Annotated in this window: 14 protein-coding genes and 1 pseudogene; 9 read left to right on the forward strand and 6 right to left on the reverse strand. The window is 75.3% G+C overall.

All coding sequences use genetic code 11. From position 1 onward, the window contains the following. Positions 1-3: 3 nt before the first annotated feature. A complete protein-coding gene (metF, locus tag POF43_RS12745; protein ID WP_271315375.1) occupies positions 4-921 on the forward strand; it encodes a methylenetetrahydrofolate reductase [NAD(P)H] in 918 nt (305 codons plus the stop codon). Between the two features lie 66 nt (positions 922-987). After that, positions 988-1,278, forward strand: a pseudogene (locus POF43_RS35310) (hypothetical protein); the annotation flags it as partial. 1,384 nt (positions 1,279-2,662) lie between these two features. On the opposite strand, the gene POF43_RS12755 reads toward POF43_RS35310, so the two are convergent. Both POF43_RS12755 and POF43_RS12760 read right to left on the reverse strand, forming a co-directional pair. Then, entirely contained in the window at positions 2,663-4,096 is a 1,434-nt protein-coding gene (locus tag POF43_RS12755) for a phytoene desaturase family protein (RefSeq protein ID WP_271325815.1), read from the reverse strand. Positions 4,097-4,708: 612 nt separating this feature from the next. After that, positions 4,709-5,317, reverse strand: coding sequence for a TetR/AcrR family transcriptional regulator (locus tag POF43_RS12760; protein WP_271325907.1), 609 nt, complete (start codon positions 5,315-5,317; stop codon positions 4,709-4,711). 188 nt (positions 5,318-5,505) lie between these two features. Here POF43_RS12760 and POF43_RS12765 point away from each other — a divergent pair, with 188 nt between their 5' ends. The 3 genes from POF43_RS12765 to POF43_RS12775 all read left to right on the forward strand — a co-directional run bounded on the left by POF43_RS12765 (position 5,506) and on the right by POF43_RS12775 (position 7,947). Next, positions 5,506-6,006: an SAV_6107 family HEPN domain-containing protein gene (locus tag POF43_RS12765; RefSeq protein WP_271325906.1), complete on the forward strand. Its 501-nt coding sequence runs from the start codon at positions 5,506-5,508 to the stop codon at positions 6,004-6,006. Positions 6,007-6,309: 303 nt separating this feature from the next. Further along, positions 6,310-7,074: a methyltransferase gene (locus tag POF43_RS12770; RefSeq protein WP_271325722.1), complete on the forward strand. Its 765-nt coding sequence runs from the start codon at positions 6,310-6,312 to the stop codon at positions 7,072-7,074. 465 nt (positions 7,075-7,539) lie between these two features. Next, on the forward strand, positions 7,540-7,947 hold the full coding sequence (locus POF43_RS12775; protein WP_271318758.1) for an SCO2097 family morphological protein: 408 nt from the start codon (positions 7,540-7,542) through the stop codon (positions 7,945-7,947). 905 nt (positions 7,948-8,852) lie between these two features. On the opposite strand, the gene POF43_RS12780 is transcribed toward POF43_RS12775, so the two are convergent. From POF43_RS12780 to POF43_RS12795, 4 genes are all read right to left on the reverse strand, one after another. Continuing rightward, positions 8,853-11,600, reverse strand: a complete 2,748-nt coding sequence (locus POF43_RS12780) for a transglutaminase TgpA family protein (RefSeq protein ID WP_282704559.1) — start codon at positions 11,598-11,600, stop codon at positions 8,853-8,855. Then, entirely contained in the window at positions 11,600-12,973 is a 1,374-nt protein-coding gene (locus tag POF43_RS12785; RefSeq protein ID WP_372515978.1) for a DUF58 domain-containing protein, read from the reverse strand. The genes POF43_RS12780 and POF43_RS12785 overlap by 1 nt, the downstream gene beginning before the upstream one ends. Further along, positions 12,970-13,962, reverse strand: a complete 993-nt coding sequence (locus tag POF43_RS12790; RefSeq protein ID WP_271316388.1) for an AAA family ATPase — start codon at positions 13,960-13,962, stop codon at positions 12,970-12,972. Before POF43_RS12790 ends, POF43_RS12785 begins: the two co-directional genes overlap by 4 nt. 153 nt (positions 13,963-14,115) lie before the next feature. Next, a complete protein-coding gene (locus POF43_RS12795) occupies positions 14,116-14,685 on the reverse strand; it encodes a beta-class carbonic anhydrase (RefSeq protein ID WP_271324534.1) in 570 nt (189 codons plus the stop codon). A 368-nt stretch (positions 14,686-15,053) separates the two neighbouring features. Here POF43_RS12795 and mraZ point away from each other — a divergent pair, with 368 nt between their 5' ends. The 4 genes from mraZ to POF43_RS12815 all read left to right on the forward strand — a co-directional run bounded on the left by mraZ (position 15,054) and on the right by POF43_RS12815 (position 19,299). Further along, the gene (gene mraZ / locus POF43_RS12800) at positions 15,054-15,485 is read left to right on the forward strand and encodes a division/cell wall cluster transcriptional repressor MraZ (protein WP_271316386.1); all 432 of its coding nucleotides are present in this window, start codon (positions 15,054-15,056) and stop codon (positions 15,483-15,485) included. A gap of 385 nt (positions 15,486-15,870) precedes the next feature. Beyond that, on the forward strand, positions 15,871-16,815 hold the full coding sequence (gene rsmH / locus POF43_RS12805; RefSeq protein WP_372515984.1) for a 16S rRNA (cytosine(1402)-N(4))-methyltransferase RsmH: 945 nt from the start codon (positions 15,871-15,873) through the stop codon (positions 16,813-16,815). Beyond that, the gene (gene ftsL, locus POF43_RS12810) at positions 16,812-17,303 is read left to right on the forward strand and encodes a cell division protein FtsL (protein WP_308217271.1); all 492 of its coding nucleotides are present in this window, start codon (positions 16,812-16,814) and stop codon (positions 17,301-17,303) included. Before rsmH ends, ftsL begins: the two co-directional genes overlap by 4 nt. A 4-nt stretch (positions 17,304-17,307) precedes the next feature. Then, complete coding sequence (locus tag POF43_RS12815; RefSeq protein WP_282704560.1) at positions 17,308-19,299, forward strand: peptidoglycan D,D-transpeptidase FtsI family protein; 1,992 nt, start codon at positions 17,308-17,310, stop codon at positions 19,297-19,299. Positions 19,300-19,303: the final 4 nt, after the last annotated feature.

Below are 19,303 nucleotides of genomic sequence, written 5' to 3' on the forward strand. Positions count from 1 at the left end.
GGTATGGCCCTTGGAACGTCGTCGACCAGGACCGATCGCGCGGTCACCATCCGTGAGCTGCTCGCCTCCGGTGAACAGTCCTACTCGTTCGAGTTCGCCGCGCCGAAGACGGCCAAGGGCGAACGCACCCTGTGGAACGCGATCCGCCGCATCGAGGCGGTCGGCCCGACGTTCGTCTCGGTGACCTACGGCGCCGGCGGCTCGTCCCGCGAGGGCACCGTACGGGCCACCGACCGCATCGTGTCCGACACCACCCTCACACCCTGCGCGCACCTCACCGCCGTCAACCACTCGATCGCCGAGCTGCGCAACATCATCGGCCAGTACGCCGACGCCGGCATCCGCAACATGCTCGCGGTGCGCGGCGACCCGCCCGGTGACCCGATGGGCGAGTGGGTGCCGCACGCGGAGGGCGTCCACTACGCCGCCGACCTGGTCCGGCTCATCAAGGAGTCCGGCGACTTCTGCGTCGGCGTGGCCGCGTTCACCGAGATGCACCCGCGCTCCAGCGACCCCGACACCGACACCCGGCACTTCGTCGACAAGTGCCGGGCCGGCGCGGACTTCGCCATCACCCAGATGTTCTTCGACGCGGCCGACTACCTGCGGCTGCGCGACCGCACGGCCGCGGCCGGCTGCGACACCCCGATCATCCCGGAGATCATGCCGGTCACCAACGTCCGCCAGATCGAGCGCTTCGCCCAGCTGGGCAACGCGCCGTTCCCCGCCGCACTGGCCGACCGTATCCTCGCTGTGAAGGACGATCCGGCCGCGGTCCGGGCCATCGGCGTCGACTTCGCGACCGAGATGTGCCGCGAACTGATGGCCGAGGAGATTCCCGGTCTGCACTTCATTACCCTGAACCACTCAACGGCGTCCCTGGAAATCTACGAGAACCTGGGTCTGCACCACAGGTCCTGACAGGGCTCCGCGATCGGCGATCCCCGCCGCCCACCGGCGGCGGGGTGAACGTGAGGAAGTGCGGACATGGGCTACACGGTGCTCTACATCGCATTCGGTGTCGTCGCGCTGTGGTTGCTTGCCGAAGTGCTGCTCCAGCACAAGGCACGGTTGCGCTGGCGCCTGCTGGCCTTCACCGGGTTCCTGGGGGTGGCCGCCGGAGTGGCGGCGTCCCAGGTGATCCTGATCGTGGTGGGCGCGCTGGCGTTCGGCACCGGCCAGACCTTCGTGACGCTCTCCCACCGGCGCGGCTTCAGCACCGGCTGGGCGCTCGGCGGCAAACCCGGTTCCAGTCGCCGCCGGCGCGGCACCGCGGCAGACGGTCCCGGCGCGGACCCCGACGCGGACCTTGGCGCCGGCCCGGTCGGACCGCCCGGGGCGGCCGACCCGTTCGCCGAACCCGCCGCCGGGCAGGACCTCGATGCCACCGCCACCTTCGAGGCTGTCGACGCCTCCGGCACCTCCGATGGCTTCGACGGTTTCGACACCTCCGGCTCCTCCGATGGTTTCGACGCCTTCGACGACGGCACCCGGCAGACGGCGGCGACCACTGCCGCGACCGCCGCCTACGACGCCGGGTACGAAGGCGCCTACGGCGGCGGCTACGAGGGCGGCCACCAGGACTCCTACGCCGACCATGCCCCTTACGGTGCCCAGGACTCCTACGGCGAGCGGTACGACGCGTCGGGCGGCACTACGTATGACGGTGCCGCGTACGACGGTGCCCCGGACGGCGCACCGGAGACCGACGCGCCGGTGTACTCGCCGACCCCGCTGCCGGACGACACCGGTGAGTACGGCGTGTACGCCGGCCGCTCCTCCCACGCCGGCGACCCGTACGGCAACGGCACCTCCGGCTACGGCGCCGACGGCCACGGCACTCCCGGTTACGGCGCCGACGCACCCGGCACCGGATGGCCCGCCGCCCCGGACGACGACGTCTTCGCCAACGGCGCCCCCGCCCACGACCCGTCCTACGCCGCCGGTTACGCCGCCCCCGACACCGCCGGGCAGCCGAGCCACGACCCGTCCTACGCTCCCTACCCGGCCGACCCGTACGCCCCGCAGCCCGACTACGGCACGGACCCGTACCGGGCCCAGCCGGACTACGCGGCCCAGCAGCAGCCCGGCGCCCCGCTGAACGGCTATCCCCAGTCCGGCTACGGGCAGACCGCCTACCAGCAGCCGCAGTACGGCACCGACGGCTACCCGCAGGACCCGTACCAGCAACAGCCCTACGGCTACGACGCCGCGCCGCAGGACGGCACCTGGACCGCCGATCCCTACGCCGCCCAGCAGCAGCACATCCCCCAGCAGGGCACCCCCGCCCCCGCCCCCGACGAGCAGCCGCCGGACGACCCCTACGGCCAACAGCCCCACCCGCAGTACGAGTCGTACCAGGGGTACGGGTACTGAGGCGGGCGGAGGCTGACGCGGGCGTTGTTGCCGGCCGGCGCTTCCGGCCGGTGACGTCGGCGGTGCGTGACGCCGTCACGGCCGGTCGCCGGTGAACCGGACCCGCCGGCGCCTGTGGTTGACGTCGGCGACCGGTCACCGGTGCGGGGGACGACTGAGCGCCCGCGGTTGACGCCCAGCGATCGAGCAGGCCCCAGCGGCCCGTCACCGCTGGGCAGCCCCAGCGGGCCCGTCACCGGTGAGCGGGCCCCAGCGGCTGGTCACCGGTGAAGAAGGCACCGCCTCGTCAGCGGCTGCCGCCGGGGCCGCCCGCCAGCAGATCGGCCACGATCGCGCCGGACATGCCCGCGTGCGGCAGGCCGCCGCCGGGGTGCGCCGAGCCGCCGACCCGGTAGAGCCCCTGCGGTCCGGGGCGGTTGGCGGTCCGCAGGTAGGCGCCGGCCGCCCCCGCGAGCGCCGGTCCTGCCACCGCACCGCCCGGGGCGCCGGTCTCCCGTTCGGTGTCGGCCGGGGTACGCACCACGCGCCACAGCTCCCGCTCCGGCAGGTCCGGTATCGCCGCCCGGGCCGCCGCCACGACCCGGTCGGCGAACGCCCGCGCGTACCCGGGCGCGTCCCAGTCCACCGCGCCGGGGCCGTGCGGGCAGACCGTGACGCCGAGCCGGACGGCCTCGTGGTCCGCGTCGGGGACCAGGGCCGGGTCGTCGGGCCGCAGCACGGTCACCGTGGGAGCGGGGCCGTCCGGCGTGCCGTCGTGCGGTGCGGCCAGGCCGTGGACGACGGTGCGGTGGGCCGTGTCCGGCGGGCGGGGCCCGCGCAGCGCCAGGCAGACGGTCAGCCGGCCGGTGTCGCCGTCGAGCGCGCGGCCCGGGGTGCCGCGCACCACCGCGTCGGCCGCCTGGTGCGTACCGTCGCTCAGCACGACGCCGTCCACCCGGCCGTCCCGCTCCGGTACTTCCTCGACACCGGTACCGAACCGGAACTCCACGCCGCGTGCCAGGCAGCGCGCGTACACCGCGTCGGCCAGCGCCCGCAGGCCGCCGCGTACGTACCAGGTGCCGAAGGTCTGCTCCATGTACGGCAGCACCGTCGCGCTCGCGGGCGCCGAGCGCGGGTCGAGGCCGTACTCCAGCACGGCGGTGTCCAGCAGCGCGGCCAGGCCCGGGTCGCGCAGCTCGTGGCGGCCGACGGACGCGATCGTGGGCGGCACCGCGCGGCGCAGCAGGCCGCGGCGCGGCGCCGGGTAGGGGTCCCGGCCCAGCGGCGCGGTGTCCGGCGCGAGCGTGTCCTCCAGCAGCGGGCGCCGGGTGACCTCCCAGACCTCGCGGGCCCGGTTCAGCACCGTGCTCCAGCGTTCGCCGGCGCCGCCGCCGAACGCCTTGTCCAGCGCCGCCACGACACCGCCGCGTGAGGCGTTCGGCAACGTCAACTCCCTGCCGTCCGCCAGCAGATGGCGGCCGGACGGATCGACCTGGACCAGGTCCACGCACTGCTCCAGCGGTTCCCTGCCCGTCTTGACGAACAGGTCCCGGTAGACGGCCGGCAGGAGCAGCAGCCCCGGTCCGGTGTCGAACGCGAAACCGTCCCGCGCCAGCTGCCCGACGCCGCCGCCGTAGGTCCGCGCGCGCTCGTACACGACCACCCGGTGGCCCGCGACGGCCAGCCGGGCGGCTGCCGCCAGCGAGCCCATGCCCGCGCCGATCACCGCGATCCGTGCCATGCCAGGGACTGTATCGGGCACCACCGACAATCCGGTCCGCCAGGTGAGTACTCCTACTCAGAGCGAGAGATGAGTAGCGCGACGGATGGGCGCGGCGCCGCCGGCCGGGCAGAGTGGTCCCCGTGAGCGGCCCTTCCGGCACCGCCGACACGGGGCGGCGGTGCCGGAAGGCGCGCGAGGCACGGGGGAACCGGGGGAACGGGGGTCCACGGGCGGCCGGTTCGGGGGAAATGGCGGTCCGCGGGACGGGAGACCGGGGGAGGCCGGACCACGCGTCCGGGGGCCGCGGGGAGCGTGACGGCGGGGGAAACGGACCGGTGCGAACCGGCCGGCCGCGCACGCTCCCCGCCGGTCCGCCCGCTCCCGGCCACGAGCGCGCCCGAGGCGTCAACCGGCCGCACCGCCGGCCCACTCGGCCGTACCGTCGCGTCAACCGCCTGCCACCGCACGTCACCCGCGAGCGCCTGTCGCGTCAACCGGCCGCACCGCCATCCCACCCGGCCGCACCCGCGCGTCAACCGCCCGCCACCGCACCCCACGTGCGAGCGTCCGTCGCGTCAACCGGCCGCACCGGCGCATCACTCCGTCGGCACCGCTTACGTCAACCGCCCGTCAGGCCACCACTCCTCCGGTGCGGCAACGCGCCAGGCGGGCGAGTGCGGCGTGGACCTCGGTGATGTCGCGGCCGGGCTGGAACGCCTGCCAGTCCAGCGCGGTCGACAGCATCATCCCGAGGAAGGCGGAGGCCGTGAGCGGCACATCGGTGGCCTCGTCCAGCTCGCCGCGTTCCACCGCCTCGGCCAGCACCGTCTCCAGCACCGCGACGGCCTCCTGACGGGCGGTCACCAAGGTTGCCTGCCAGGGCCGGTTGGTGCGCCACAGCTCGGCCACGACGAGCCGGGTGAACGCCGGACGGCGGGCGACGAAGTCCAGTGCGGCGCCGATCATCGCGTCGAGCGCCTCGGTCCTCGACCCGCCCGCCGCCAGCGCGTCGTGCGCGGACCGGCGCAGCGCCTCGGTCAGCGTGCCCACACCGTGCCGCAGCAACTCGGTGAACAGGTCGTTCTTGCCGCCGAAGTTGTAGTACACCGTGCCCTTGGCCACTCCGGCGCGTTCGGCGATCTCGTCGACCGTGGTGGCGGAGAAGCCCTGCTCCGCGATGAGCGTGACGGCCGCCTCGTACAACCTGCGCCGGGTGATCTCACGTCGTGCGCTGTTCATGCACAGATTCTCCCCTCCTTCCCCGCCTGCCCGTCAGGGGGCGGTGAAACGCGTGTTTTCGCAGGTCAGGGTCGATTGTCAGTGGTGTGCCCCACTATGGGAACAGCGGTTGGGCCACCCGGTCCGGCAGCGGTGTTCGACAGCAACGGTTCGACAGCACGCTCACGTTCCACGACAGGAGGGTCCCCATGGTCGCCAACGCCCGTACGCGCCGCACCGCCGGTACCGCCCCGGTGTCCGGTCCGCCGAGCGACATCCACCCCGTCACGCGCCGGGCGCCCGCCCCGCCCGCCGCGCTGGACCTGCTGGCCCAGGCGCACACCGGACTGGCGGAGGCCGCCGCGCTCGAAGCGCCCAACGAGCGCTACGCCACCGCCCATCTCGCCGCCCTGCGGGTCGCCGCCGCCGTGCTGGCGGTCCGGGCCCACCCCGAGGCCGACCATCGCCGCAAGCGGATACGCAGCGCCTGGGAGGTGCTGCCCGAGGCCGCGCCCGAACTCGCCGAGTGGAGCGCCCTGTTCGCCTCCGGCGCGGCCCGCCGTGCCCGGGCCGAGGCCGGGATAACCGGTGCCGCCACCGACCGGGACGCCGACGACCTGGTGCGGGCCGTGTCGATGTTCGCCCGCATCGTCGAACGGCTGCTGGCCCTCCAGGCCCCGCTGCCCTCGGCCGCGGCCGAACCGGCCTGACCCCGGGCCCGCACCCGCCGTCACCCCTGCCGTCGTCCCCGCCGCCGCGCGGATACGAGCGGATACGAAGGGGGCCCGGCGGCGGGTGCGGCGGGGGTGCGGCGGCGGGTACGACGGGGAGTTCGGCGGGGAGGCCGGCCGCCGGGGTGATCGCGCTGGTCCGGGCCGGGAACGGGCCGTCCCGCGGGGTGGACGGGTGAGGGGCCCGGGAGGTGCGGAGGCTCTAGGGTGGGGACGGCCGAGTCCGTTCCGCATCGCGAGCCCACAGCCGGTGGCGATGCCGCGTTGAGGAGACACCCCGCCGTGTCAGACCCGTTGCGACCCCGAGCGTCCCTGCGCACCGCTGTGGTCTGGGAGGTGTTGCGGGAGGCGCTGGACCGGCAGGCCAAGCACAGCGGCCGCAGCGGCGACGACGCGCTCGACGTGCTGGACACCGGTGGCGGCACCGGGAACTTCGCCGTGCCCGTCGCCCGGCTCGGCCACCGCGTCACCGTGGTCGACCCCAGCCCCGACGCGCTGTTCGCCCTGGAGCGCCGCGCCGCCGAGGCCGGGGTCACCGACCTGGTGCGCGCCGTACAGGGGGACGCCCACGGGCTGCTCGACGTGGTGGACCGGGAGGCGTACGACGTCGTGCTGTGCCACGGCGTGCTGGAGTACGTCGAGGACCCGGAGGGCGCGCTGCGCAACGTGGTGGGCGCGCTGCGCGAGTCCGGCACGCTGAGCCTGCTGGCGGCCGGGCGCAACGGCGCGGTGCTGGCACGGGCCATCGCCGGCCACTTCACCGAGGCGCAGCGCGGGCTGGCCGACCCGGACGGCCGCTGGGGCGAGGGCGACCCGCTGCCGCGCCGCTTCACCGGCGAGGACCTGACCCGGCTGGTGACCGCGGCCGGCCTGGACGTGGCCTCAGTGCACGGGGTGCGGGTCTTCGCCGACCTGGTCCCGGGCGTGCTGGTGGACACCGAGCCGGGGCAGCTGGAGGCGCTGCTCCAGCTGGAACTGGCGGCCGCCGCGCTGCCGGCGTTCCGCTCCATCGCGACCCAGTTGCACGTACTGGCCCGGCGCGGCTGACGGGTCCCTCCGGGGGCGTCCGGGGGTCCGTGGCCGCCGGTCGACCGGTGCTGTCCGGGGTGGCCGACCGGTCCCGATCGGGGTGGCCGACCGGTGCTGTCCGGGGTGGCCGGCCGGGCCCGTCCGGGGTGGCCGACCGGTGCTGTCCGGGGTGGCCCACGGGTTCCGTTCGGGGCGGCGGACCCGTTCCGTTCGGCGCGGGCGGGGTGTGGGGTGGGCGCGATCCGGCGTCTCGCCCGATTCGCGCCCTCAGAACGTATGATCTGGGTAAACCACGACAGCATGATGAACCGATGGCCGGGGAATGCACTTCATCGTCACTCCGTGCGTGTGCTCCCGGCCGGCGGGCGGATGGCGCAGTGGGTTGATTGGCGCAGTGGGGCGGGTTTCACGGGGGCGAATCCCTGCCTATCCTGAAAGGGTCGTAACGGTCGCCCCCCGGCGATCGACGAGTAGGAGGACTCCGTGCCGCTCTCGGAGCACGAGCAGCGCATGCTCGAGCAGATGGAGCGAGCGCTGTACGCCGAAGATCCCAAATTCGCGTCGGCGCTTGAGGGAAGCGGGCTGCGCACGTTCACTCGTCGGCGGGTCTACCAGGCGGTAGCGGGTTTCGCGGTGGGCATCGCGCTCCTGATGGGCGGGGTGATCGAGGAGATCATCTGGATCAGCGTGGCCGGGTTCCTGGTCATGCTGGGCAGTGCGGCGTTCGGGATCACGGCGTGGCGGCGTTCGCGTCCGATGGGCCCGCAGGCCATACAGCCCGGTCACGGCCCGGGCCCGTTCGGCCGGCACAACCAGCGCCGCAAGGGCCGCGTCATGGACCGCATCGAGGAACGCTGGCAACGGCGTCGCGACGAGCAGCAGGGCATGTGAGGACGACCGCGGTTCCGCGGAACGATCACACGACAGCACGACGGCGGACGATCACCTGATCCGTTCAGACGATCATCCGACGTGAAGGGAGCGGTCCCCACCCGGGACCGCTCCCTTCTTGTCGTCGTGCTCCCGCGGGTCTCGCCGCCGTGCTCCCGCCGGTGTCCCGCTGCCGCCGGCTGCCGCTGCCACCGTTCGCCTGTCGTCCCGGCTCCGGCCCGCCACCTGTTGGGCCGCCGCGGTCCTGTGCCGGTGCCGGCGGCGCGGCGCGGCGCAGGGGGCCGGTCCGCGGTCCGGCTGCTGCCGGGTGTGGGAGACGCTTCCGGTGCGGGACGCGTTTCCGGCGCTGGGGGAGCGCATCCGGTGCCGGGGGAGCGCCTCCGGTGTCGCGCGGCACCGTCCCGGCGTCCAACCGCTCCCGGGCGCCGACCCGCTCCCGGGCGCCGACCCGCTCCCGGGCGCCGACCCGCTCCCGGGCGCCGACCCGCTCCCGGGCGCCGACCCGCTCCCGGGCGCCGACCCGCTCCCGGGCGTCGACCCGACCCCGGGCCCGCCGGTCCTCTCCCGCCCCGGCATCGCGTGGCACCGCCCCGGGCGTCGACCCGACCCCGGGCCCCCGGTCCGCTCCCGCCCCGGCACCGTGTGGCACCGCCCCGGGCGCCGACCCGACCCCCGCACCGCCTCCGACGTCCGCCTTTCCCCCGGAGGCCGACGTCCGCCTCCGACGTCCGCCCTTCCCCCGGAGGCCGACTTCCGCCTCCGACGTCCGCCCTTCCCCCGGAGACCGGACTCCGCCCCCCGGCCCCGACACCGCCCGGGAGACACCTCCGCCGGGACACCTACCGCCCGACCCCGGTGCCCCCGCGGGGTCCCCCCGGTGCCTCCCCCGGGGGACCCCGCATGCCCTACGCCCCCGGGTCCGCCGGAGGGCCGGGGGCGAAGCGGGCGGTGAGGGGGGTGAGCGCGTTCGCCACGGCGACGCGGGCCGCCGACCAGCGGGTCTGCCAGCGCCACAGGACCCGGAGCGCCGACCGGGGGGCCAGCAGGGCGCGGAGTCGGGCGGGACCGTTCGCCCGCTCGGCCAGGGCGCGCAGGACCAGCCGCACGTCGTCGGCCACCGCGGGCGCGGGCAGCGGGTACCGGGCGTAGAGGGCCTGCTCGACGGCGTCGCGGACCCGCAGGACCGCTGCCGCTGGTTCCGCCGTCAGCCGGGCCCGTGCGACCAGCCGGTCCGCCGCCGATCGCGGGGTCTGCGACGCCTCCGGCGGCAGCCCGTAGTCCCAGGCGGAGTCCACCAGCTCCCGCCAGGCGTTCATCGTGCGCTCCCCGTCGGCCGCCGTGCCGTCGACGAACACCGCCCCGGCCACCCCGGCCCCCCCGACGGCACCGTCGACCGGTACGCCACCGGAGCCCACAGCACCGTCGGTCGGGCCTCCACCGGCCCCCACCGCACCCCCAGCCACCGCACCCCCAGCCACCGCACCCCCGCCGGAGGCCGCACCCCCGCCGGAGGCCGCACCCCCGCCGGAGGCCACGCCCCCGCCGGAGCCCACCGCACCGTCGGCCGGGCCTCCACCGGCCCCCACCGCACCCCCAGCCACCGCACCCCCGCCGGAGGCCACGCCCCCGCCGGAGGCCACGCCCCCGTCGAACGCCACCGCCCCGCCGGAGGCCGCACCCCCGGCGGACAGCCGCGTCGCGCGCAGTCGTACCCGCCACAGCATCGGCACGCAGGCCAGGGCCAGCAGGGCGAGGAGGGCGGCCGCGCCAGCCAGCAGGCCGGTGTCGGTGCCGCCGCCCGTGGTGGGGCCGCCGATGGGACCGTCGCCGCCGGCCGAGCAGCCGCCGGTGCGCCGGTCCGCCGAACCGCAGTGCGGTGCGGCGGACGCGGTGTCGGCCGGGGCCGCCGGGGCGGACGCCGAGGGGGCGGGCTGGTCGGTGCCGCCGGGGGCGGCCGGGCCGCGCGCGTAGTCCGGGGCGCTGCCGCGGCTCGGCGTCGGCTCGAACCGGGTCCAGCCGACGCCCTGGAAGTACAGCTCGGGCCAGGCGTGCGCGTCCTTCAGGCCGACCGTCCAGGAGCCGTCGGGCTGCTGGGTGCCCGGGACGAAGCCGACGTCCACCCGGGCCGGGATGCCCAGGGTGCGGGCCATCGCCGCCATGGTGAAGGCGAAGTGCACGCAGAACCCCCGCTTGTCGCGCAGGAACTGGGTGATCGCCTCGGTGCCGCTGCCCTCGGCGACCTGCGTGTCGTAGGTGAAGCCACCCGTGGTGGTGAACCAGTTCTGGAGCTTGACGGCCTGGTCGTAGGCGTCGGGGGCCCCGCGGGTGACCTGCTCGGCCGTCGCCTTGACGACCGGCGGCAGCGAGGCGGGCACCCGGGTGTACTCCTTCTCCAGCGCCGCGGGCGGCGCGGGGGCGTCGGCCAGCTGCCGGGCGGTGGGATCGACCTGGAGGCTCTGCACCTGGTAGGTGGTGCCGGACGTGGTCTGGCCGCTGTCGCCGACCACCGTGCGGCCCTCGGGTTCGTACCGCCACGAGCCGTTGACCTGGACGCGGGTGGCCGGGTACGGCATCGGCAGGTAGTTCTGCGCGTAGCCGTGGGCGGCGGCGACGGAGGTGGAGAACGGCTTGGAGCGCACCGCGGCGGTCAGGCCGGCCGGGGCGGGCAGCGCGGTCGGCAGGTCGGTGACCTTGCGTTGCGAGGCCCGCCAGGCGGTGCCGTCGAACTGGTCGAGGGTCACTATGCGCAGGTAGACCCCGCCGGCGCCGGCGTTCGTGCGGTACGACAGCACCTCGCGGTCGTCCGGCTGGTTGAGGCTGTTCTGCAACGACACCAGCGGGTTGACGGCGGTGATCGTGTCACCGCGCCCCAGGCCGCCCCCGCCGGCCGGCCCCAGCAGCCCGGCGCCCATCGCGGGCAGCGCGACCGGGGCCAGCAGCGCGATGCCCAGCACCAGCACCGCGATCCGCCGCCCGGTCCTGGCCGCCGCCAGCGGTGGCCCGTCGCCGCCGCCGTCCTGGGCGACCGGCGCGCCCGAGAACGCGGTCCGGCGCGGCGTGCCGCTGAAGACCCGCCCCCAGCGCGACAGCCGGTCGCGGCCCTCCGCCAGGAGCAGCACCAGGTAGCCCAGCGCCGCCAGCACGAACCACAGCCAGCGGTCGCCGCCGGTGGCCAGCCCGGAGGCGATCGAGAACAGCGCCAGCAGCGGCAGCCCGGCCACCGCGGCGCTGGTGTACGTCACCGCCACCACGTCGACCACCAGCGCCACCAGCAGCACCCCGCCGACCAGCAGCAGCCGGATGCCGGCCGTCACCGGCGCCGGGATCGCGTACTGCCCGACGTCGTTGGCGCCCTGCGAGGCCAGCTGGACCAGCCGGGCGACCGCCTGCGGTCCCGGCAGGAAGAGCAGCACCGCCTGCTCCGGTGCGAAGAACAGCGTCAGCAGCAGCAGCGTGCCCACGCACTGCGCCAGCACGGTCAGCGGCCGCGGCAGCGGAGCCCGGCGCACCGCGGCGCCCAGCGCGGCCTGCGCCACCACCAGCAGCACCGCCTCGCCGAACCAGCCCATCGGCGCGGCCAGCGGCAGCAGCGACAGGGACGTCAGCAAGGTCGCCAGCGTGGCGCACAACGCCATCCGGGCCCGACCGCTCATCACACGAATCCCTTCTGGTCCGCCGCCTGCCGGTGGGCCCGGTCGGCCTGCCGCCACAGGTCGGCGAGTTCGTCGCCCGGCCGGACCAGCAGCACGGTCCACCCGGCGCCGCGCAGCACGTCGATCCCGGCCCGGGCGCCGTCGGCGCCGTCGTCCCGCCCGTCCAGCACGAACGCCACCGCGCCGGCCGTGCGGTGCCGCATCCGGGCCAGCACTTCGGCGTCCTCGGCCGCCACCTCCCCGACGAACGCCACCAGCAGCCCGCCGGGGTGGTCGCGCAGCGCCTCGCGGGCCCGGGTGAAGCCGGTGTTGCCGGAGTGGTCCACCACCGCCAGCGCCTCCAGCAGCGTGCCGGTCGCCTCGGGCCGGTCCGCGCCGGACCAGCCGTCCGGGCCGCTGTCCCGGCCCGGCGCGCCGGCGCCGTCGTCGGTCAGCAGCCGGGCCGCGAGCCCGCGTTCCATCAGGTGCACGGCGACCGACGCCGCGCCGGAGACCGCCCATTCGAACGCCGAGTCCGGCCCGGCACCGGGGTAGGCGCCGCGCCGGGTGTCCAGCAGCACCGTGCAGTACGACCGCTGCGGCTGCTCCTCGCGGCGCACCATCAGCTGCCCGTAGCGCGCGGTGGACCGCCAGTGCACCCGGCGCAGGTCGTCACCGTGCCGGTAGCCGCGCGGGATGACGTCGTCCTCGCCGGACAGCGCCAGCGACCGGTCGCGGCTCTCCCCGCGCCCCGCCGCCCGGCCCGCCAGGCCCACCGGCGGCAGCGGGTCGACCCGCGGCACCACGGTGAGCGTGTCGGCGTCGCCGAACGAGCGGGTCAGCTCGCACATGCCGAACGGGTCGGTCAACCGCAGTTGCAGCGGCCCGAGTTCGTAGCGCCCCCGCAGGTCGGAACGCACCCGGTAGGACACCTCGCGGGTGCCGCCGGCCTCCACCCGGTCCAGGACGAACCGCGGCCGCGGGCCCAGGACGTACGGGACCTGGTCCTGGAGCATCAGCAGGCCGGTCGGCAGCCGGGAGACGTTCTCCAGCCGCAGCGACACCCGTGCCTGCGACATCGCCTCCACCCGCGACGGCGCCAGCGACCGGCCGCCCGTCACCTGGTGGCGGACGCGGAACAGCACCAGCACGCACACCAGCGGCAGCACCGCCATCAGCAGTCCGACCCGCAGCAGGTCGGACTGGCCCAGCAGGTAGGCGCACACGCACGCCGCGGCCCCCGCCGCCAGGAACGACCGGCCCCGGGTGGTCAGTCCGCCGAACGCCTGCCGCAGACCGCCGCCGGCCGGCGGCCCCGCGCCGTCGGGCGGTCCGGCCCCGCGGCCCCGGGCCGCGGACCCTCCCGCGCCGGCCGGGTCGCCCGGCCGCGTCACCGGACCGCCTGGTCCCACGGGCTGTGCGCCTGCGGCACCGGGGTGCGGGCCACGATGTCGGCGACCGTCTCCTCGGCGGTGCGGCGGTTGGTGTACGCCTGCGCGCTGGGCAGCAGCCGGTGCGACAGCACGGCCGACGCCAGCTCCTGAAGGTCGTCGGGGCGGGCGAAGTCCCGGCCGTCCAGCGCGGCCGCCGCCCGGGCCGCCCGCACCAGGTGCAGCGTGGCGCGCGGCGAGGCGCCCAGCCGCAGCTCGGGGTGGTCGCGGGTGGCGTTGACCAGCTCCACCGCGTACCGCAGCACCGGCGGCGCCACGTGCACGGTGCGCACCGCCTCGATCAGCTTGACGATCTCGTGGGCGTGCGCCACCGGCCGCAGGTCGTCCAGCGGGCTGACGCCGCCGTGCGCCTGGAGCATCCGCAGTTCGGCGTCCGGGCTGGGGTAGCCGATCGCGACCCGGGCCATGAACCGGTCGCGCTGCGCCTCCGGCAGCGGGTAGGTGCCCTCCATCTCCACCGGGTTCTGGGTGGCGATGACCATGAAGGGGCCGGGCAGCGGGTAGGTGTTGCCGTCGACGGTGACCTGGCGCTCCTCCATCGACTCCAGCAGCGCCGACTGGGTCTTGGGCGAGGCGCGGTTGATCTCGTCGCCGACCACGATCTGCGCGAAGACCGCGCCGGGCTTGAACTCGAACTCGTTGCGCTGCTGGTCGAAGACGCTGACCCCGGTGATGTCGGAGGGCAGCAGGTCGGGCGTGAACTGGATGCGCCGCACCGTGCAGTCGATGGAGCGGGCCAGCGCCTTCGACAGCATCGTCTTGCCGACGCCCGGCACGTCCTCGATCAGCAGGTGGCCCTCGGCCAGCAGAACGGTCAGCGCCAGCCGTACGACCTCGGGCTTGCCCTCGATCACCCGCTCCACCGAGTCGCGCACCCGCGCCACGATCGCGGTCAGATCGCCGAGCCCCGCTCGCGATTCGTAGGTCGTCACCCCGGCCCTCCTAGGCCATGAAAGCCTCCGGTGCCGGGCACCGGAGGCTCTTGTCCATGGTCCGGCGGCCCTGCGGGCGGCCGGACCTCCCCGATAGGCGCGGCCGGTCGCCCGGCGCGCTCGTTGCATTCTGGCCTTTACCGGGCCTCCGCGTCACGGTTCCCGGTGGGAAGTCCGGTTGGTCCCGCCCGGCGCGGCGGTGATCTCCCGCAGCCGGCCGGTGCGCACGTCGAAGACGAAGCCGCGGACGTCGCCGGTGTGCGGCAGGAACGGCGAGGTGCGGACCCGGTTGATCGACTGCCGCACGTCCTGCTCCGCGTCGGTGAACGACTCCACCGCCCAGGTCGGCCGTTGTCCCACCTCGCGTTCCAGGTCGGTGCGGAAGTCCTCGGTGAGCGACTGAAGACCGCAGCCGGTGTGGTGGATCAGCACCACCGACTCGGTGCCCAGCGCCCGCTGGCTGATGGTGAGGGAGCGGATGGTGTCGTCGGTGACCACACCGCCGGCGTTGCGGATGGTGTGGCAGTCGCCCAGGTGCAGGCCGAGCGCGGCGTGCAGGTCGATGCGGGCGTCCATGCAGGCGACGACGGCGACCTTCAGCACCGGCCGCGCGTCCATGCCGGGATCGGTGAACGCGCTCGCGTAGCGCTCGTTGGCCGCGACCAGACGATCGGTTATCGATCCGGCGTTGGGTCGGGAGGGAACTGACTCGGGACTCGGCATGTCCTTGACGGTAGACGGCCGACCGCTTTCCGTCGCGTTCCGGCCGGGGGCGAATCCGTCAATTCGGTGCCGCGGTGAGGTAGCCCACACGGGGCGCGCGCTCAGCCGTACGGGTGAACTTCGCGCCGTGCGGCGGCGATCGGCCGCCCCGCGCCGCGCGCCCCGGAGCGCGGTCGGCCGCCCGCGCTCCGCCGCCGCCGTGCCCCGCACTCCGCGGCCGTCCCCCGAACCACCCCCCTGGCCTGCGGTTTCTCGCCGAACACCGCCCGGATGGCGGTCCGGTCGGCGGTTGACGGTGGGAGGCGGTGGAGTAAAGTGGCGCGAAGTGGGAGGGCGCAGGCGGCGGGACGAGCGAGCGGGAGGTGCGGATGTTCCTCGGGACCTACGCGCCCCGGCTGGACGACAAGAGCCGCCTGGTGCTGCCGGCGAAGTTCCGCGACCAGCTCGCCGACGGCGTGGTCGTCACCCGGGGCCACGAACGCTGCCTGTGCGTCTGGCCGCTGACGGAGTTCCGGTCGGTGACCGAGCAGCTGCGCCGCGCGCCGGTGACCTCCAAGAACGCCCGGGACTACATGCGGGTGCTGTTCGCCGGCGCCAGCGACGAGGTCCCGGACAAGCAGGGCCGCATCACCGTTCCGCAGGCGCTGCGCGACTACGCGGGCCTGGTCCGCGACTGCGCGGTCATCGGCGCCAACAGCCGGGTGGAGATCTGGGACGCGGCCGCCTGGGAGAGTTACCTGGCCGGGCAGGAGGACAGCTTCTCGGCGCTGTCCCAGGAGGTGCTGCCCGGAATACTGTGACCCCGGCGCCCCGGTCCGCCCGGACCGCCGCCCGCCCGCGCACACCCGTACGTGCCACCGGGCCTCCTCCCGCTCCACGGTCTGCTGGTGCTACTTCCCCGGCGCCAGCCGGCCACTTCCCTGCGAGCGGGCGGGGACCCGGCGCCACGTCCGGCCCGGGCCCGCCGCGCGGACCGCGCGGCGCCCGCGACGCCCCGCACCCCGGGACACCGCGGCCGGGCCGACGACCCGCACCCCAGGCCCGGCGCGACCCCGCGCCGGGCGGCCCAGTCCGACCAGAGGGCGACATGAGCACCACCAGCCACACACCGTCCCCGCGGCCCGCGCCGCACACCGGCCACGCCGGAAAGGGGCGGTGACCGTGCCCGCGCTGCACGTGCCGGTGATGCTCCGGCGCTGTCTCGACCTGCTCGCCCCCGCCCTGGCCGCCCCCGGCGCGGTCGTGGTGGACGCCACCCTCGGCCTCGGCGGCCACAGCGAGGCGCTGCTCACCACCTTCCCGGCCGCCCGGCTGGTCGGCGTCGACCGCGACCCGGCCGCGCTGCGGCTGGCCGGCGAGCGGCTGGCGCCGTTCGGGGACCGGGCCACCTTGGTGCACGCCGTCTACGACGAACTGCCCGACGTCCTCGACGGGCTGGGCATCCCCAGGGCCGACGGCATCCTGTTCGACCTCGGGGTCTCCTCCATGCAGCTCGACGAGGCCGACCGCGGCTTCGCCTACGCCCGGGACGCGCCGCTGGACATGCGGATGAACCAGGGCACCGGCATCTCCGCCGCCGAGGTCCTCAACACCTACCCGCCCGGTGAGCTGGTGCGCATCCTGCGCTCCTACGGCGAGGAGAAGTTCGCCCGCAAGATCGTCGACTCGGTGGTCCGCGAACGCGAGAAGGAACCGTTCACCAACAGCGCCCGGCTGGTGGAGCTGATCCGCGCCGCGCTGCCGCAGGCCGCCAAGCGCACCGGCGGCAACCCCTCCAAGCGCACCTTCCAGGCGCTGCGCATCGAGGTCAACCGCGAACTGGCCGTGCTGGAGCGGGCCATCCCCGCCGCGGTCGCCGCGCTGCCGGTCGGCGGCCGCATCGCCGTGCTGTCGTACCAGTCGCTGGAGGACCGGGTGGTCAAGCAGGTGCTCGCGGCCGGCGCCGCCACCACCGCGCCGCCCGGCCTGCCGGTGGTCCCGGAGCGCTACCAGCCCCGGCTGAAGCTGCTGACCCGCGGCGCCGAACTGCCCGGGGAGCAGGAGATCGCCGAGAACCGCCGGGCGGCGCCGGCCCGGCTGCGCGGTGCCGAACGGCTGCGCGAGGACGTCACCGCGGGGAACCGGCGGTGACCCCGGCGGCGCGGCCCCGGCCCACCTTGACCCGGATGCTGTCCGGCGGCCGGGACCGCCGCGCCGCCCGGGCACCGTTCGTGCTGCTGGTGGTCGCCCTGCTGGCCACCGGCCTGATCTCGCTGCTGCTGCTGAACGCCTCCGTCAACCAGGGCGCGTTCCAGCTGTCGAAGTACAAGAAGCAGACCCAGCAGTACACCGACGAGGAACAGGCGCTCCAGCAGGACGTGGACCGCGACTCCGCCCCCGGTGAGCTGGCCTCGAAGGCCCACCGGCTCGGCATGGTCCCCGGCGGCAACCCGGCGTTCCTGCGGCCGAACGGCACCGTGCGCGGCGTGCCCGGCGAGGCCCCCGCCCCGCCGCCGCCCCCGCCGGCCGCCGCCCCGGCGCCCTCGCTGGCGCCGGGCTCCACCGCGCTGCCCACCATCGACCCGTCCACGCAGGCGCGGACCAGCGGCGCGGGCGCCTCCCCGACCACCGGAAGGTGAGCGCGTGACCGAGCAGAAACGGCCGCGGCCCGGCCAGTTGCCCCGTCCCACCCGCCCGGTCCGCCCGGCCGTGGGCCCCCGCGGCCCGCCGCGGGCCGGCGGCGGCCGCGGCCCGGTCCGGCCGCCCCACGGGCCGCCGGCCGGCGCGGCGCTGCGCTTGGGGCGCCCCAAGCCGCGGCTGCGGCTGCTGAGCGTGCTGCTGACGCTGGTGATGGCGGCGTTCGTCATCCGGCTCGTCCAGGTCCAGATCGTCGACGCCACCACGCTGGACGCCAAGGCCGACGTCAACCGCTACCAGCCGGTGCAGATCGCCGCCCAGCGCGGCGACATCACCGACCGCGACGGCGTGCCGCTGGCCACCACCGTCGACGCCTACGACATCACCGCCGACCCGTACCTGTTCACCCCCGGCCAGGCCAAGGTCTCCGGCGCACCGCAGAAGGCGGCCAAGCTGCTGGCGCCGCTGCTGGGCGGCGACGCGAAGACCATCGCCGCCCAGCTGGCCACCCCCAGGTCCCGCTACGTGCTGCTGGCGCGCGGCCGCAGCCCGCAGGTGTGGAACCAGGTCAAGGCCCTGCAGAACAAACTGGCCGGCCAGGCGTCCGAACACGGCCTGCCCGGCCTGCTCAACGGGGTGCTGGCCGAACCGACCAGCAAGCGGGTCTACCCCAACGGCACCCTCGCGGCCGGCGTGCTGGGCTTCGTCAACGCCGCCCAGCGCGGCGCCGGCGGCCTGGAGGCGGAGTTCGACAAGGAGCTGACCGGCCGCCCCGGCACGATGACCTACGCCCAGTCCGGCGGCCAGATGATCCCGCAGGCCGGCATCCAGGAGCAGGCGGCGGTGCCGGGCACCGACGTCGAACTGACCTTGGACCGCGACATCCAGTGGGCCGCGCAGAACGCCATCACCGACCAGGTGAAGAAGTCCAAGGCCGACCGCGGCTACGTCGTCGTGCAGGACGTGCGCAGCGGCCAGGTGCTGGCGATGGCCGACGCGCCCGGTTTTGACCCCAACGACCTGGCGGACGCCAACCCCGCCGCGCTGGGCAACCCGGCGTTGCAGGACGCCTACGAGCCGGGCAGCGTCAGCAAGCTGATGTCGATGTCGGCCGTCATCAACCAGGGCGTCGCCACCCCGCTGACCCACGTCGTGGTCCCGCCGACCCTCCAGCGCGGCGACCGGGTCTTCCACGACGACACCGACCACGGCACCGAGGACCTCACGCTGGCCGGGGTGCTGGCGGAGTCCAGCAACATGGGCACGATCATGGCCACCGGCCAGCTCGGCAGCACCCAGGCGCAGGCGGACCGGGTGCTGTACTCGTACCTGAAGAAGTTCGGCATCGGCGACCCGACCGGCCTGGACTTCCCCGGCGAGACCCCGGGCATCCTGGCCGCACCGCAGGACTGGTCGACCTCGCAGCAGTACACCATCCCGTTCGGCCAGGGCCTGTCGGTCAACGCCATGCAGGCCACCTCGATCTACTCCACCATCGCCAACGGCGGTGTGCGGGTGACGCCGAGCCTGGTGCGGGGCACCACCGGCCCGGACGGCCGCTTCACCCCGGCGTCCGCCCCGCGGCGCACCCGGGTGGTGACCGCCGCGACCGCCAAGTCCGTCACCCAGATGCTCGAATCGGTCGTCGGCAGCGAGATGGGCACCGGCACCATGGCCCAGATCCCCGGCTACCAGGTGGCCGGAAAGACCGGTACGGCCAACCGGGTGGACCCGGCCACCGGCCGCTACCACGGCTACACCTCGTCGTTCATGGGCTTCGCGCCCGCCGACGACCCCCGGGTCACCGTCTCCTGCGTGATCCAGAACCCGACCGTCGGGTCCTACTTCGGCGGCTCCATCTGTGGCCCGGTCTTCAAACAGGTGATGGAGTTCGCACTGAAGACCCTTCAGGTCCCGCCCTCCGGAGCGCAGGCGCCCCAAGTGCCGGTCACCTTCGATCCGGGGACTCCGGCCCGGTCCGGGAAGCCCGCGAGGTAGGAGG

This window comes from Streptantibioticus silvisoli (genome assembly GCF_027947535.2).
Lineage (GTDB): Bacteria > Actinomycetota > Actinomycetes > Streptomycetales > Streptomycetaceae > Streptantibioticus_C > Streptantibioticus_C silvisoli.